13 protein-coding genes are annotated in these 15192 nt (G+C 60.8%); 10 read left to right on the forward strand and 3 right to left on the reverse strand.

The annotated features are described in order from the left end of the window. Positions 1-82 precede the first annotated feature (82 nt). The 5 genes from AC1Q6J_RS18975 to AC1Q6J_RS18995 all read left to right on the forward strand — a co-directional run bounded on the left by AC1Q6J_RS18975 (position 83) and on the right by AC1Q6J_RS18995 (position 5858). The gene (locus AC1Q6J_RS18975; protein ID WP_492280755.1) at positions 83-2794 is read left to right on the forward strand and encodes a hybrid sensor histidine kinase/response regulator; all 2712 of its coding nucleotides are present in this window, start codon (positions 83-85) and stop codon (positions 2792-2794) included. A gap of 11 nt (positions 2795-2805) precedes the next feature. After that, positions 2806-3276 carry a chemotaxis protein CheW gene (locus tag AC1Q6J_RS18980; protein ID WP_492280756.1) on the forward strand — a complete coding sequence of 157 codons (471 nt, stop codon included), beginning with the start codon at positions 2806-2808 and terminating at the stop codon, positions 3274-3276. Positions 3277-3348: 72 nt separating this feature from the next. Further along, positions 3349-3714, forward strand: coding sequence for a response regulator (locus AC1Q6J_RS18985; RefSeq protein WP_006021886.1), 366 nt, complete (start codon positions 3349-3351; stop codon positions 3712-3714). Positions 3715-3813: 99 nt separating this feature from the next. Then, on the forward strand, positions 3814-4989 hold the full coding sequence (locus tag AC1Q6J_RS18990) for a protein-glutamate methylesterase/protein-glutamine glutaminase (RefSeq protein WP_492280757.1): 1176 nt from the start codon (positions 3814-3816) through the stop codon (positions 4987-4989). Beyond that, the gene (locus tag AC1Q6J_RS18995) at positions 4986-5858 is read left to right on the forward strand and encodes a CheR family methyltransferase (RefSeq protein WP_492280758.1); all 873 of its coding nucleotides are present in this window, start codon (positions 4986-4988) and stop codon (positions 5856-5858) included. Before AC1Q6J_RS18990 ends, AC1Q6J_RS18995 begins: the two co-directional genes overlap by 4 nt. A gap of 256 nt (positions 5859-6114) precedes the next feature. Here the strand turns inward: AC1Q6J_RS18995 and ctrA are convergent, their stop codons facing one another. Next, the gene (gene ctrA / locus AC1Q6J_RS19000) at positions 6115-6816 is read right to left on the reverse strand and encodes a response regulator transcription factor CtrA (RefSeq protein WP_006021880.1); all 702 of its coding nucleotides are present in this window, start codon (positions 6814-6816) and stop codon (positions 6115-6117) included. Between the two features lie 367 nt (positions 6817-7183). Here ctrA and fliI point away from each other — a divergent pair, with 367 nt between their 5' ends. The 4 genes from fliI (at position 7184) to AC1Q6J_RS19020 (ending at position 10858) form a co-directional block, all read left to right on the forward strand. Then, a complete protein-coding gene (gene fliI / locus AC1Q6J_RS19005) occupies positions 7184-8509 on the forward strand; it encodes a flagellar protein export ATPase FliI (RefSeq protein ID WP_492280759.1) in 1326 nt (441 codons plus the stop codon). A gap of 106 nt (positions 8510-8615) precedes the next feature. Then, positions 8616-9035, forward strand: coding sequence for a flagellar export protein FliJ (gene fliJ / locus AC1Q6J_RS19010; protein WP_006021878.1), 420 nt, complete (start codon positions 8616-8618; stop codon positions 9033-9035). A 277-nt stretch (positions 9036-9312) separates the two neighbouring features. Next, a complete protein-coding gene (locus tag AC1Q6J_RS19015) occupies positions 9313-9861 on the forward strand; it encodes a sigma-70 family RNA polymerase sigma factor (protein ID WP_492280760.1) in 549 nt (182 codons plus the stop codon). A gap of 1 nt (position 9862) precedes the next feature. Then, positions 9863-10858, forward strand: a complete 996-nt coding sequence (locus tag AC1Q6J_RS19020; protein ID WP_492280761.1) for an anti-sigma factor — start codon at positions 9863-9865, stop codon at positions 10856-10858. Positions 10859-10994: 136 nt separating this feature from the next. Here AC1Q6J_RS19020 and AC1Q6J_RS19025 read toward each other — a convergent pair whose 3' ends face one another. Together AC1Q6J_RS19025 and flhA are read right to left on the reverse strand one after the other, a co-directional pair. Then, positions 10995-11204: a hypothetical protein gene (locus AC1Q6J_RS19025; protein WP_492280762.1), complete on the reverse strand. Its 210-nt coding sequence runs from the start codon at positions 11202-11204 to the stop codon at positions 10995-10997. A gap of 301 nt (positions 11205-11505) precedes the next feature. After that, positions 11506-13638 (reverse strand): flagellar biosynthesis protein FlhA, encoded by a 2133-nt coding sequence (gene flhA, locus AC1Q6J_RS19030; RefSeq protein ID WP_492280763.1) that lies wholly within the window; start codon positions 13636-13638, stop codon positions 11506-11508. Positions 13639-13929: 291 nt separating this feature from the next. Here flhA and AC1Q6J_RS19035 point away from each other — a divergent pair, with 291 nt between their 5' ends. Continuing rightward, positions 13930-15165 (forward strand): MFS transporter, encoded by a 1236-nt coding sequence (locus AC1Q6J_RS19035; protein ID WP_492280764.1) that lies wholly within the window; start codon positions 13930-13932, stop codon positions 15163-15165. Positions 15166-15192: the final 27 nt, after the last annotated feature.

The raw sequence follows: 15192 nt of genomic DNA on the forward strand, positions 1-15192 counted from the left end.
CCAATATTAAACGCTTTGCGTCGAAACTGACCGCATTCCGGGAGGCGTGTGTTGCGCGCCCGTTTGCGTGAAGGCTTGATTCATGGACGATCTGTTGCGTGAGTTTCTTACCGAGACCAACGAAAGTCTCGACACTGTCGACAACCAGTTGGTTCGTTTCGAGCAGGATCCCAACAACGCGAAGATTCTCGATAATATCTTCCGGCTCGTTCACACGATCAAAGGGACCTGCGGCTTTCTCGGATTGCCGCGCCTCGAAGCGCTCGCTCACGCAGCCGAGACGCTGATGGGGAAATTCCGCGATGGCATGCCGGTGACCGGCGAAGCCGTCACGCTGATCCTGAACACCATCGACCGCATCAAGGAAATTCTCGGCCAGCTCGAGGCCACCGAAGCGGAGCCGGAAGGCACCGATGTCGATCTGATCGACGCGCTTCACCATATGGTCGAGCAAGGCATGGCCGCGATGGAAGCTGCGCCTGCTGCACCTGCGCCATCTGCAACCAAGCCGGTTGCCGCCGGCATGATGGTCGATCAAACGCTGGAACGGGAACTGCGTCCCGGCGAAGTTTCGCTCGACGAACTGGAGCGTGCTTTCCGCGAAACCGAAATCGAAGTTGTATCGCCGTCGATTGCTCCGGTTGAGCAGCCCGCGCCAAAGGCCGAAGCTCCGAAGGCTGAAGCTTCGAAGCCGGCAGCGGCAAAGCCGAAGAAGCCAGTCATTGAGAATGAGACGACGGAGAGCGACAAGATCGCGAACCAGTCCATTCGCGTCAATGTCGATACCCTCGAACATCTGATGACCATGGTGTCGGAACTGGTGCTGACACGTAACCAGCTGCTCGAGATCAGTCGCCGTAACGAGGATTCCGAATTCAAGGTGCCGTTGCAGCGGCTCTCCAATGTTACTGCCGAGTTGCAGGAAGGCGTCATGAAGACGCGGATGCAGCCGATAGGCAATGCCTGGCAGAAACTGCCGCGCATCGTGCGCGATCTGTCCAGCGAGCTCGGCAAGCAAATCGAACTGGAAATGCACGGTGCCGACACCGAGCTCGATCGTCAGGTACTCGATCTGATCAAGGACCCACTGACGCACATGGTGCGTAACTCCGCCGATCATGGTCTTGAGGCCACGGCCGACCGTGTCGCAGCCGGCAAGCCGGAGCAGGGTACGATCCGCGTTTCCGCCTATCATGAAGGTGGCCACATCATCATCTGCATCGCCGACAATGGGCGCGGCCTGAACACCGAGCGTATCAAGCAGAAGGCCGTGCAGAACGGCCTCGTCACCGAAGCCGACGTCGAGAAGATGACCGAGGCGCAGATTCACAAGTTCATTTTCGCGCCGGGATTCTCCACGGCGGCGGCGGTGACGAGCGTCTCCGGCCGAGGCGTCGGCATGGACGTGGTGCGCACCAACATCGATCAGATCGGCGGCACCATCGACGTCAAGTCCGTGCCGGGCGAGGGGTCGAGCTTCACCATCAAGATTCCGCTGACGCTGGCGATCGTGTCCGCGCTGATCGTGGAAGCCGCCGGTGATCGCTTCGCGATTCCGCAGCTGTCCGTTGTCGAACTGGTGCGCGCGCGCTCCAATTCCGATCATCGCATCGAGCGGATCAAGGACACTCCCGTTCTGCGGCTGCGCAACAAGCTGTTGCCGCTGATGCATCTGAAGAAGCTGCTCAAGATTGATGACGGTGCCTCGATAGATCCGGAGAACGGCTTCATTGTGGTCACGCAGGTCGGCAGCCAGACCTTCGGTATCGTGGTTGATGGCGTTTTCCATACCGAGGAAATCGTGGTCAAGCCGATGTCCACCAAGCTTCGCCATATCGGGATGTTCTCGGGCAACACGATTCTCGGCGACGGTGCCGTCATCATGATCATCGATCCGAACGGCATCGCGCAGTCGCTCGGCACGGCGGCGGCTTCGCAAAGCGAGATCGGCGACGACAATGCCGCGACGCGCTCGAGCTCGGATGCTCAGTTGACCTCCCTGCTGGTGTTCCGCGCGGGATCGTCACAGCCCAAGGCTGTGCCGCTGGCGCTGGTGACCCGGCTTGAAGAGATCGCGGTCGAGAAGATCGAGATGTCGAACGGCCGTCACATGGTCCAGTATCGCGAGCAGTTGATGCCATTGGTCGAGATCGAAGGCGTTTCGATCCGCGACAGCGGCGTGCAGCCGATCCTGGTGTTCGCCGATGACGGACGTTCGATGGGTCTCGTGGTCGATGAAATCATCGATATCGTCGAGGAGCAGTTGAGCATTGAAGTGGCGAGTACGCGCGAAGGCGTGCTGGGCTCCGCGGTCGTGAAGGGCCAGGCCACCGAAGTGATCGACGTCGGACACTTCCTGCCGATGGCGTTCGCCGACTGGTTTAGCCGCAAGGAAATGCGTCTGTCCGCAACGGCCCAGACCGTTCTGCTGGTTGATGACTCCGCGTTCTTCCGCAACATGCTGGCGCCTGTTCTGAAGGCGGCAGGTTATCGCGTCACGGTCGCACAGAACGGACATGAAGGACTTTCCGTGTTGCGCTCCGGTAATCAGTTCGATGTCGTTTTGACCGACATCGAGATGCCGGACATGAATGGCTTCGAGTTCGCCGAAGCGATCCGCTCCGACCGCCGCACGGAAACCGTGCCGATCATCGCGCTGTCGTCCGTGGTTTCACCCGCGGCGATCGAACGCGGCCGTCAGGCGGGCTTCCACGACTATGTCGCAAAATTCGATCGGCCGGGATTGATCGCCGCACTGAAAGAACAAACCGCTGACGTCAAGCACGCGGCGTAAGGAACATGACAATGGATACAAACGTCGAAGGCGCCGATCACGGAATCACCGAATACGTCACCGCGATGATTGGCGGACAGCTGTTCGGGCTGCCGATTGCGCGGGTTCAGGATGTGTTCATGCCGGAGCGGCTGACGCGAGTCCCGCTGGCGTCGGCTGATGTCGCAGGCGTTCTCAATCTTCGCGGCCGAATCGTCACCGCGATCGATATGCGCGCACGCCTCGGCCTTTCGAAGATCGAGGACGGCCGTCCGCCGATGGCGGTAGGTGTCGATCTGCGCGGCGAATCTTACGGGTTGCTGATCGACAGCATTGGCGAGGTTCTCAAGCTCGCGGACGATAGCCGCGAAGTGAATCCGGTCAATCTGGATCCGCGCATGGCGAAAATGGCAGGCGGCGTTCACCGGCTCGAGGGGCAATTGATGGTTGTTCTCGATGTCGATCGCGTTCTGGAAATCAATCCGGACATGCTGGCTGCCTAAAAACAATTTGGGAAGTAACGCAAAGCCCCGTGACAGCGGCCCACACGGGAACTGAGGAAAAAAGAGGCTAAGATGAAAACATGTCTGATCGTTGACGACTCGAGCGTCATCCGGAAGGTCGCGCGGCGCATTCTGGAAGGGTTGGACTTCCAGATCGTAGAGGCCGAGGACGGCGAGAAGGCCATGGAAGTCTGCAAGCGTGGAATGCCGGACGCTATTCTGCTCGACTGGAACATGCCGGTCATGGATGGCTACGAATTCCTCCGCAATCTGCGTCTGATGCCGGGCGGCGACAAGCCGAAGGTGGTGTTCTGCACCACCGAGAACGATGTCGCTCACATCGCCCGTGCGCTGCATGCAGGCGCCAATGAATACATCATGAAGCCGTTCGACAAGGAAATCGTGACGGCGAAATTTCATGAGGTCGGTTTGATCTGAAGCTCTGCGCTGGAACGGCTGCCATTGCGTGCTGTATCCGGATCGTCTGTTGAAGTCGTGTAGTGTTGTCGTCGTTTCGTTGCGTAGAGTTGGTTTTTCATGAGCGTTGCAGTTTTGACCCCACCGGGCTCGTCCGCACAGCGGCACGAGCCGCTGCGCGTCATGGTCGTCGACGATTCTGCGGTCATTCGCGGATTGATCTCTCGCTGGATTGAGGCGGAGCCGGACCTGACAGTTGTCGCCTCGATCCGCACCGGGCTCGATGCGGTCAACCAGGTCGTCCGGGTTGATCCCGATGTGGTCGTACTCGATATCGAAATGCCGGATATGGATGGCATTTCGGCGCTGCCGCTGCTGCTTGAGAAGAAGCGCAATCTCGTCATCATCATGGCGTCGACGCTGACCCGCCGGAACGCGGAGATCAGCTTCAAGGCGCTGTCGCTCGGTGCGTCGGATTACATTCCAAAGCCCGAGAGCACCCGCGAGATGTCCGCCGCGGACGTCTTCAAGCGCGACCTGATCGAAAAGATACGTCACCTCGGCGCTCGTCTGCGCCGTCCGGCGGTTGTTCCCAGTCCTTCGCTCTCGCCGGCCGCGCAGCCGGTACGCGCGCCGTTGCCCCGGACATCCGCCGGCACGATGCCGCCGGTTGCGCAGCCCAAGCTGATGGTCCGGCCATTCAGCGCGGCCACGCCGCGTGTCCTTGTGATCGGTTCTTCGACGGGTGGCCCGCAGGCGCTGATGAATCTGGTCGCCGGTATCGGTCCGGTGATCGACCAGCATCCGGTCCTTATCACCCAGCACATGCCGCCGACCTTCACCACCATTCTCGCGGAACATCTGGCGCGAGCGAGCGGGCGTCCTGCTCATGAGGCGGTCGACGGCGAGACGGTCAAGGCGGGGCAGATCTATCTCGCTCCAGGCGGTCGCCATATGCGCGTTGCGCGCTCGGGCGCGAACACGGTGATTGCTCTCGACGACGGGCCGCAGATCAACTTCTGCAAGCCGGCGGTCGATCCGCTGTTCGCCTCGGCAGCCGAGATCTGGCAGGCCGGTATCCTTGCGGTGGTGCTGACCGGGATGGGGTCGGACGGTGCGCAGGGCGCCAGGACCATCGTCGCCGCCGGCGGCAATGTCATCGCGCAGGATGAAGCCACCAGTGTCGTGTGGGGTATGCCGGGCGCCGTGGCCCATGCTGGTGTCTGTGCGGCCATTCTGCCGCTCGACCAGATCGCTTCCAAGGTTGTTCGGGTATTTTCAGGAGTTCGCGGGTGACACCACTGGATTACGAATATCTGCGCAAGCTTCTGAAGGATCGCTCCGGCCTGCTGTTGTCGTCCGACAAGCAGTATCTGATCGAAAGCCGTCTGCTTCCGCTTGCCCGCAAGGCAGGCATTTCAGGCATCAGTGAACTTGTGCAGAAAATCAAGTCTGGCGCGGAAGCGTTGACCGTCGACGTCGTCGAGGCGATGACGACCAATGAAACGTTCTTCTTTCGCGACAAGGTGCCGTTCGAGAATGTCCGCGATACGGTGCTGCCCAATTTGCTGAAGGCGCGTGCAAACCGCCGCAGCCTGCGCATCTGGTGCGCGGCGGCGTCGACCGGGCAGGAGCCTTATTCGCTCGCCATGCTTTTGAAGGAAGCCTTGCCTCCGGACTGGCGGGCCGAGATCGTTGCGACCGATCTGTCGCTGGAGGTCCTCGAAAAGGCGAAGTCCGGAATCTACAGCCAGTTCGAAGTCCAGCGTGGACTGCCGATCCAACTGCTGGTGAAGCATTTCAAGCAGGTCGGGGATGTCTGGCAGCTCAATCCCGATATCCGTGCCATGGTCCGCTATCAGCAGGCCAACCTGTTGCAGGATTTCTCCCACTTCGGGATCTTCGACATCATCTTCTGCCGGAACGTGCTGATCTACTTCGATCAGCCCACCAAGATCGACGTGTTCGGGCGGATGCAGAAGGTGAATGAACCGGACGGCTTCCTGTTCCTCGGCGCGGCAGAGACCGTGATCGGACTGACCGATGCTTACCGGGCCTGCCCAGACCTTCGCGGGGTGTATGCCCCGAATCCCGCGCGGATATCATCGCCATCTTTGGCGCCGGGAATGGGCATGCGTGGTCAAAAGGCATTCGCCGCAAGCTGATGGCGCCCCGCCTCCACTCCGGCACGCTGTCGACGCTAGCAAGCTTCAGAGCGGCGGATCGGTTCCGAAAGCGCGCGGACTGAATTTGCCCTATCGGCCGGAGCCCCAGTTCGCCTTATGCTTTTGCAGGCGGCGCAATGGCCGAAAGCCGGCTGCAACTTGTCCGGGTTGCGCTCTTCCAAACAAAAACCCCGCCATTTGCGGCGGGGTTCAGTCTGGGAGGTGAGAGCCGCACAGGCTCTCGATACAACCCGTGTCAGGCAGGAATGCGAACCTCATCGTCGTGCGGCTCACGCAGCACGTAGCCGCGGCCCCAGACGGTTTCGATGAAGTTACGGCCTTCTGAAGCGTTCGCAAGCTTCTTGCGCAGCTTGCAGATGAAGACGTCGATGATCTTGAGTTCGGGCTCGTCCATGCCGCCGTAGAGATGATTGAGGAACATCTCCTTGGTGAGGGTGGTGCCCTTGCGGAGCGAGAGCAGCTCCAGCATCTGGTATTCCTTGCCCGTCAGGTGGACGCGCTGGCCACCGACTTCGACGGTCTTGGTGTCGAGATTGACCACCAGATCGCCGGTCTGGATGACCGACTGGGCGTGCCCCTTGGAACGGCGGACGATCGCGTGGATGCGGGCGACCAGTTCGTCCTTGTGGAAGGGCTTGGTCATGTAGTCGTCGGCGCCGACGCCGAGACCCTTGACCTTGTCCTCGATGCCGGCGAGGCCGGAGAGGATCAGAATGGGTGTCTTGATCTTCGAGACACGCAGCTGCTTGAGAACATCATATCCGGACATGTCCGGGAGGTTCAGGTCGAGCAGGATGATGTCGTAATCGTAAAGTTTTCCGAGGTCGACGCCCTCTTCTCCAAGATCCGTCGTGTAGACGTTGAAGCTCTCGGATTTGAGCATCAGCTCGATCGACTGCGCAGTGGCGCTGTCATCTTCTATCAGCAATACGCGCATGCCAGTCCCCTATAGTCGCCGCTCCGGGCGTCAGGCCGGCCGCCTACTCGCGGCACTGGAAACGCCTTTGAACAACTGATTCGGATCCTGACGACATATGGTTAACAAATGCTGATTCGTGTCTGCAAGCTCTATCGTGCAATTTTTGTCGAATCGCACTAAGATGTTGCGTGTAAGCAGCTTTTTGTAGCCTAGCCATTCAAGTTCCACATTAAGAGGCGGGCCTAACCGACTCCTGCGACTCACCCCTTTGTTCTGAAGGTCGAGCGCTCTCAGTCATCAAAGACAGTGACGCAATGATTAACGATGCGGGTAAACACGGGGTTAAGGGGAAGCGGCGGAATCGCGGAAACTTAAGGTTTTCGCAATGAAGGCCCTCGCCGAGCAGATCTCCGACATCGACGGCGTCAATATTTATGGCCGTGTCGTCGGGGTGCGCGGCCTCATGGTGGAGATCGCAGGACCGATCCATGCCATGTCGGTAGGCGCGCGCATCGTTGTCGAGACCGGCAACAACCGTTTCATCCCATGCGAGGTCATCGGCTTCACTGGCAACAATGCGGTGGTGATGCCCTTTGCCGGTCTCGAGGGTGTCCGCCGTGGCTGCCGTGCGGTGATCGCCAATGCCGCCAGCCAGGTGCGCCCATCCGCGTCGTGGCTCGGGCGAGTCGTCAATGCGATGGGCGAGCCGATCGATGGCAAGGGACCTCTGATTCAAGGCCCGTCGCCGATGCCTTACCGCAACGCGCCGCCGCCTGCGCATTCCCGCAAGCGGGTCGGGCCGCCGCTCGATCTCGGCGTGCGGTCACTCAACACGTTTCTGACCTGCTGCCGCGGCCAGCGCATGGGCATCTTCGCCGGCTCCGGCGTCGGCAAGTCGGTGCTGCTGTCGATGCTGGCGCGCAACGTGGATGCGGACGTCTCGGTGATCGGCCTGATCGGCGAACGCGGCCGCGAGGTGCAGGAATTCCTGCAGGACGATCTTGGTGAGGAAGGCCTGGCGCGCTCGGTGGTGGTGGTGGCGACCTCCGACGAGCCCGCATTGATGCGGCGGCAAGCGGCTTACCTGACCTTGGCAATCGCGGAGTACTTCCGCGATGAAGACAAGGATGTGATGTGCATGATGGACTCGGTGACACGCTTTGCGATGGCGCAGCGTGAAATCGGACTGTCCGCCGGAGAGCCGCCAACCGCCAAGGGCTATACGCCGACGGTGTTCACCGAACTTCCGAAACTGCTGGAGCGGGCGGGGCCGGGACTGGGAGAAGGCACGATCACCGGCATCTTCACGGTGTTGGTGGACGGCGACGATCACAATGAGCCGGTAGCCGACGCAGTGCGCGGTATCCTCGATGGCCATATCGTCATGCAGCGCTCAATTGCCGAGCGCGGACGCTATCCGGCCATCAACATCCTGAAATCGGTCTCCCGAACCATGCCCCGATCCGCCGATCCAGCCTTTCTTCCCAGCGTGACTCGAGCCCGGCAGGTCATGGCAACGTATGCCGATATGGAGGAACTGATCCGGTTGGGGGCGTATCGCGCTGGGTCGAGCCCGGAGGTCGATGAGGCCATCCGGCTGCACGAGCCGCTCGAGACCTTCCTGCGGCAGGCCAAGGATGAATCCACAGGAATCGGGGAGGGCTACCGGCGATTGGAGCAAATCCTGCAAACCTTGGAAACGGAACGCTAACTTTGTCGCGCCATGATCCCGCCATCTGTGTTTGACCGGAGGGGCCCTTGCGGGGATGCCGGTTCCGTCCCGCTTTCTGGTTGGGACTTCTGGGGAGTATGAGTCGATGAAGTCACGTGAAACGCTGATCCGCCTGAAGAAGTTTCAGGTCGACGAAAAGCGCCGCAGGGTTGCGCAGATCGAGGGCATGATCGCCGACTTCCAGCGTATGTCAGTCGATCTGGAGCGCGAAATCCAGCATGAGCAGGACCGTGCTGGCATTAACGATCCCACGCACTTCGCTTATCCCACCTACGCCAAGGCAGCCATTCAGCGCCGGGAAAATCTGACCCGTTCCGCAGACGAGCTGCGGGTTCAGCTCGAGGATGCCAAGGCCGTGCTGGGCGAGGCGTTCGAGGAGCTCAAGAAGGTCGAGCTGCTCGACGAGCGCGATCAGGCGCGCGAGCGCGCCGAGGAAAGCGCCCGGGAGCAGGCTGATCTCGACAGCATCGGCTTGATGCGTTCGCGGATCGGCGCGATGGCCTGAGGTCTGGCGCGCCCCGGCGGTTGCCGGCCCCGTCCGCCTTGGTGGACCTGCTTTATTGCCGCAGGTCCTGCGCCTGAACTCACAAGGCGGGTTTTTGCGATATGTTTCCGTGATATGAGACCCGGGCCGCAATGCCCGGGTTTTGTTTTTTCGCGCCTTGAGGTCGAGGCGGGAAGCTGGACCGGATATCGGCAAGATGTGATACGAGACGGCGAGAGCGGCTTCGATTTCCGACTCGGCCGGGTACGACAGAGCGACGTATTTTTGAGGAAGTTTAATGCTGACGCCGGCTGAGTTGATCTGGCTGCTCGCATCGGTTGCGAAGGGGGACGAGGCGGCATTTGAGCGCCTTTACGCTGCCACACGGGCGAAACTCTTTGGCGTGGTGCTCCGTATATTGAGGCGTCAGGATCTTGCCGAGGAGGTGGTCCAGGAAGCCTACGTCAAGATATGGCACAGTGCGGGTCAGTTCAATCCTTCATTGGCTTCTCCGATTACCTGGATGGTTTCGATCGCCCGCAACCGGGCGATCGATGTCGTGCGCAAGCGGAGTGAGACGTCGATCGAAGACGAGCCGGTCGCCATGGAGGTCGCGTCAGATATTCCGGACCCGCTGGCGCGACGGGAAATGACGGAGGAGTTGAAGCGGATTCTGGAGTGTGTCGGGCAACTCGATCCCGAGCGCCAGAAACTTGTGCTGCTGGCTTACTACAATGGATGGAGCCGCGAGCAATTGTCGGAGAAATTCAATACGCCGCTGAACACGGTCAAGACCTGGCTACGGCGCAGCATGATCGAAATTCGCGGATGCCTTGGTTTGGGATGAGATGAACTACAGCGAAGACCATATCGCGCTCGCCGCGGAATACGCACTCGGCACGCTTAGTGCCGACGAGCGTGCGCTCGTCGAAACCATGATGATCGTCGATCACGGCTTCATGGAAGTGGTCGATGCGTGGGATCGCAAGCTCAGTCCGTTGCATCAGATGGTTGCTCCGATCGAGCCGCCGGCGCATCTGTGGGACAATATCAGCGCAGCGCTCGGCTTGGTTGGACCTCAGCCGGAGCCGGTTGAAGAGCCCAAGGAAGAGCCCAAACCAGAAGAACCGGCCGCAGCAGAGCAGCCAGAACTGACGCCCGCGGTTGCTGAGCAGACAGAGCCACCCGTCGCCGCAGCTGGATCGACCGATGCATCGGCGGAAGCCCCTCCGGCCGTGGCGTCGCCGGAGATCATCCCTGAGCCGGCTGCTGTCCCGCCATCCAATGTCGTTCCATTGGCTGCTCGCAAGCGCGATGGATCGGCGTTCGGCTGGGTCATGACGGCGGTCGCGGCATCGCTTGCTGGCGTGATTGTGCTTCAAGCCAATCGCCCTGAACTCCTGCCGGAGCAATTGCGGGTCAAGCCGCAGGTCAAGGTTGTCGAGGTCGCGGCGCCTGCGCCAACGCCCGCAGCGGCTGCGCAGTTTGTCGCTGTGCTTCAGCAGAATGCAGCTGCGCCGGCTTTCATTCTCACAGTGGATACGGCGACGAAGAACTTCACGGTTCGCAAGGTTAGCGCCACGCCGGAGCCCGGCAAAAGCTATGAGCTTTGGCTGGTATCCGACAGGCTGCAACGTCCACGGTCCCTTGGCGTGATCGGCGGCAGCGATTTCACCATCCGTCCGGGGCTGGCGGCGTATGACAGCGATACGATCAACAGGGCCACTTACGCAGTGACCGCCGAGCCGGAGGGTGGTTCGCCCACCGGCGCTCCCACCGGGCCGATCGTTTACAGCGGCAAGCTGGTCGAGAGCGTACCCGCGCTTCCTGCGCAGCTACGCTGAGATCCTGAGAAATGAGTACAACAAAAAACGCCCGTGGGGAGCGGGCGTTTTCTGTTCTCAGACTTGGGGTCTTCTGAGCTATCACAAGGCGACTTCGGGGGGCGGGGAAGAGAGCCTTGTGAATTCGTGAAATTCGTTAGCGGATCGCCGATTGTTCCGAACTGGTTATGACAACGGCTTTGTTGGCTTTGATTGCCGGACCGGTGGCACGCGCCGTCTGCGTGAGGCCGTTATCCGAAAGGCGAGCAGAGATTCCGAGACCAGCAACACCGATTGCGGCGACGAGCGCCACAACGACGATCTTCAAATGAGTCATGCGGTCCGCGCTATAAAACGAATGGTTCATAAAAACCTCCCGCCGCCTTTTGATGCAGTCGAACGTTTGTCTCGCTCGCATGCCCGTGGGTTCAACCCCACGCTCTAATCAACGTAATTGGCAGGGATTCGTTTCCAAGCATCGTTCACAAACGAGTGAAATGTCTTGAACTTCCGAGAGGTCAATAAACCACTCTAAAATATATCAATATTTTCAATTGCTTAGTATTTTTGATTGAAGGGCGCTGGCCTGTGAAGATTTCGGAATCTTTATGAAAAGCTTGTCTGTGACCAATTTGCCGCAGGCGTTTTTATGGAAATCCGATGCCGGATTAGATGCTTCCCACCGTTTTAAGGCGTGCCCGGGGATGGATTTCCGACTGCGACAGGACAGTCGTCTGGGCCCGGAAACGTTCCACCAGCGAGCGCACGAAAGGCCGGATCGCCGCTGAGGTCACCAGCACCGGCGCCTCGCCTTCACGGGCCGCCTGTTCGAAACGGTCGCGCACCGCAGTCATGAACTCTGACAGTTTCGATGGCTGCATGGCGAGGCTGCGTTCATCGCCTGTGCCAATCAGCGATTCCGCGAACGCCTGCTCCCACTTTGCGCCGAGCGCGATCAGCGGCAGGTAGCCGTTCATCGATGTGTTCTGCGCGCAGATCTGCCGCGCCAGCCGGGTCCGCACATGCTCGGCCAGCGTCGCCGGATTGCGCGAGAAGGCGAGCGCATCGGCAATGCCCTCAAGAATGGTGGAGAGATCCCGGATCGAAATGCGCTCGGCCAGCAGCAGTTGCAGGACGCGCTGGATGCCGGAGACCGTGATCTGGTTTGGCACGATATCCTTGACCAGTTCGCCTTGTTCCTTGGGCAGGTCGCGCAAGAGCTTCTGCACCTCGCCATAGGACAACAGGTCAGACATATTGCCTTTAAGCAGTTCAGTGAGATGCGTGGAGAGAACGGTCGCGGAGTCCACCACCGTGTAGCCCTTCAGCGAGGCTTCTTCCTTGAGTGATGCATCGACCCAGGTCGCGGGCAATCCGAATGTCGGTTCGGTGGTGTGGGTGCCCGGAATGGTGACCTGGTTGCCCGACGGGTCCATGACCATGAACTGGTTGGCCCAGATGCGGCCGGTGCCGGCATCGACTTCCTTGATCTTGATGACGTAGGTGTTCGCCTCGAGCTGCACGTTGTCCAGAATGCGCACGGCCGGCATCACGAAGCCCATCTCGGTCGCGAGCGAGCGGCGCAGTGCCTTGATCTGGTCGGTAAGACGGTCGGTGCCGTCCGGCCCGTTGACTAGCGGCAGCAGCGCGTAACCAAGCTCAATCTTGAGGTCGTCGATCTTCAGCGCGCTCGAGATCGGTTCCTCGGCAGCGGCTGCGGCAGCAGCGGCCGCCGCCGGAGCAGCCGCCTCGCGGGCTTCCTCGACCTTGGCGGCGCGATTATGCGTGCGCGCATTCCAGGCGAGCCAGCCTGCTCCGCCACCCAGCAGAAGGAATGGCAGCATCGGAATGCCGGGCAGCAGCCCCAGCACCAGCATCACGCCAGACGACATGCCGAGCGCCTGCGGATAGCCCGACAACTGCTTCATCATCGCCTTGTCGGCGGCGCCGGTAACGCCCGCCTTCGACACCAGCAGGCCCGCGGCGGTCGAGACGATCAGCGCCGGGACCTGTGTGACGAGGCCGTCGCCCACCGTCAGCAGCGTGTAGGTGCGGGCCGCATCCGCGAAGCCCATACCTTGCTGCGCGACGCCGATGATGATGCCGCCGATCACGTTGATGAACACCACGAGCAGGCCAGCGATGGCGTCGCCGCGCACGAATTTGGAGGCGCCGTCCATGGCGCCGAAGAAGCCGCTTTCGTCCTCGAGCTCCTTGCGGCGCTGCTTGGCCACCTTCTCGTCGATCAGGCCGGCGGAGAGGTCGGCGTCGATAGCCATCTGCTTGCCGGGCATCGAGTCGAGGTGGAAGCGCGCCGCCACTTCGGCGATACGGCCCGAACCCTTGGTGATCACGACGAAGTTCACGATGACAAGGATTGTGAAGACGATAATTCCGATGACGAAATTGCCGCTCATCACGAAGTTGCCGAATGCCTCGATGACGTGTCCAGCGGCGGCGGTGCCTTCATGGCCGTGTGAGAGGATCAGACGGGTCGACGCCATGTTGAGAGACAGGCGCAGCATGGTCGAGATCAGCAGGACGGTCGGGAACGCCGAGAATTCCAGCGGGGTCTGGATGAACAGCGCCGTCATCAGGATCAGGATCGAAAGCGTGATCGAGATCGCCAGAAACAGGTCCAGCACCACCGCGGGGAGCGGCAGGATGAGCACCACGAGAATGGTAAGAACACCGAAGGCAAGCGCGAGATCGCCGCGCCGGAGCATCGTGCCGATGTCGCTGAAACTGGGAAATCCGGAGCCGGTCGCCGCAGTGCCCTGGCCTGCCGTCACATCAACCATCGTCGCCGCTTCCCCTCGCGAATGTCGCTCGCGAGCCCCAAAGGTTTGGGCGGCGGCCGAAGGGCCACCGTTCCTAAAGTGAGGCACCGCACTGGCATCCACGGGCATTCCCCCGTACTGCGACCGACGACACTCGACTTCACCCGGCAAAATTTGCCCAGTTTATGGTTAGTAAAGAGTTAACGGGAAAGCCGGCGGCTGAAATGTCGCGCGCGGGAGGATGATATTCTCGCATAACCCCCATTCGGAGAATGACTTGACCGGCAGCGCAAGGCCGACGAAGTTGCCTCCGTGCCGGGTTCCATCGATTCTGACTCTCATCCAGCGGCGTTCACGCCGGACTCACGCGCGGCGTGGGCACGGCTGGGTATTGCCCTCATTATCGGGTCGATTGGCAGCGTCGGCATGTGGTCGGTGGTGGTGGTCATCCCCATCGTCCAAGCCGACTTCGGCGCGACCCGGGGCGCTGCATCGCTGGCCTTCACCTGCACGATGCTCGGTTTTGGCCTCGGCGGTGTGACAATGGGCAAGTTGTCGGATCGCTTCGGCATTGTGCTTGCGATTGCGATCGGCATGGTCGCCATGCTGTTCGGTTACGTCGGCGCCGGCTATGCCGCGGCGCTATGGCAATTCAACCTGATGCACTTCCTGATTGGACTCGGCGCCGCGGCAACTTTCGGGCCGCTGATGACCGAGGCATCGCACTGGTTCGATCGCCACCGTGGGCTGGCCGTCACCATTGCCGCCAGCGGAAATTACATCGCAGGTACGTTCTGGCCCACCGTTGTCGAACGCGGCACGGCCTATGCCGGATGGCGCATCACGCACATCGCGATCGGTATCGGCTGCACTATTGTGATGATGATTGTGGTCGCAATTCTACGCTGGCAGATCGGTGGTGAAACCGCCCGCTCGCACGCAGATGCGCCGCCGCCGCGCGTCGATCTGCAGATCGGCACCAATGCTCTCACGGCCGTGCTTGGCATCGCGGCCGTTGCCTGCTGTGTGGCAATGTCGATGCCGCAGGTTCATATCGTCGCCTATTGCGGCGATCTTGGTTATGGCGTGGCGCGCGGCGCCGAAATGCTGTCGCTGATGCTCGCGTTCGGAATCGTCAGCCGGATCGGCTCCGGTTTTCTCGCCGACCGCATCGGCGGGTTGCGCACGCTGCTGGTCGGCTCGATCGCACAGGGCGTCGCACTGATGTTCTATCTGTTCTTCGATGGGCTGACGTCGCTGTACATCATCTCCGCGATGTTCGGCCTGTTTCAGGGCGGCATCGTGCCGAGCTACGCCATCATTATACGGGAATCGATGCCCTCAAGTGTGGCCGCAACCCGTGTCGGCATCGTCATCTTCGCGTCGGTCATCGGCATGTCGTTCGGGGGCTGGATTTCCGGCGTAATTTTCGACGCGACCGGTTCCTACGCCGCTGCCTTCCTGAACGGCGCTGGCTGGAATGCATTGAACATCACCATTGTCGTCGCGCTGCTGCTGCGCGCCCGCCGGCGCATGGCTTTCGCCTGACAGCTATCCGCCCCTAAAGTCTTGACC

The organism is Afipia sp. MLSD5-FHT05B12, from assembly GCF_058793355.1.

Bases quoted from the DNA above. Each gene is read 5' to 3' on its own strand.
- AC1Q6J_RS18975 (WP_492280755.1), top strand. From the start codon at position 83: ATGGACGATCTGTTGCGTGAGTTTCTTACCGAGACCAACGAAAGTCTC.
- AC1Q6J_RS18980 (WP_492280756.1), top strand. From the start codon at position 2,806: ATGGATACAAACGTCGAAGGCGCCGATCACGGAATCACCGAATACGTC.
- AC1Q6J_RS18985 (WP_006021886.1), top strand. From the start codon at position 3,349: ATGAAAACATGTCTGATCGTTGACGACTCGAGCGTCATCCGGAAGGTC.
- AC1Q6J_RS18990 (WP_492280757.1), top strand. From the start codon at position 3,814: ATGAGCGTTGCAGTTTTGACCCCACCGGGCTCGTCCGCACAGCGGCAC.
- ctrA (WP_006021880.1), bottom strand. From the start codon at position 6,816: ATGCGCGTATTGCTGATAGAAGATGACAGCGCCACTGCGCAGTCGATC.
- fliI (WP_492280759.1), top strand. From the start codon at position 7,184: ATGAAGGCCCTCGCCGAGCAGATCTCCGACATCGACGGCGTCAATATT.
- fliJ (WP_006021878.1), top strand. From the start codon at position 8,616: ATGAAGTCACGTGAAACGCTGATCCGCCTGAAGAAGTTTCAGGTCGAC.
- AC1Q6J_RS19015 (WP_492280760.1), top strand. From the start codon at position 9,313: ATGCTGACGCCGGCTGAGTTGATCTGGCTGCTCGCATCGGTTGCGAAG.
- AC1Q6J_RS19020 (WP_492280761.1), top strand. From the start codon at position 9,863: ATGAACTACAGCGAAGACCATATCGCGCTCGCCGCGGAATACGCACTC.
- AC1Q6J_RS19025 (WP_492280762.1), bottom strand. From the start codon at position 11,204: ATGAACCATTCGTTTTATAGCGCGGACCGCATGACTCATTTGAAGATC.
- flhA (WP_492280763.1), bottom strand. From the start codon at position 13,638: ATGGTTGATGTGACGGCAGGCCAGGGCACTGCGGCGACCGGCTCCGGA.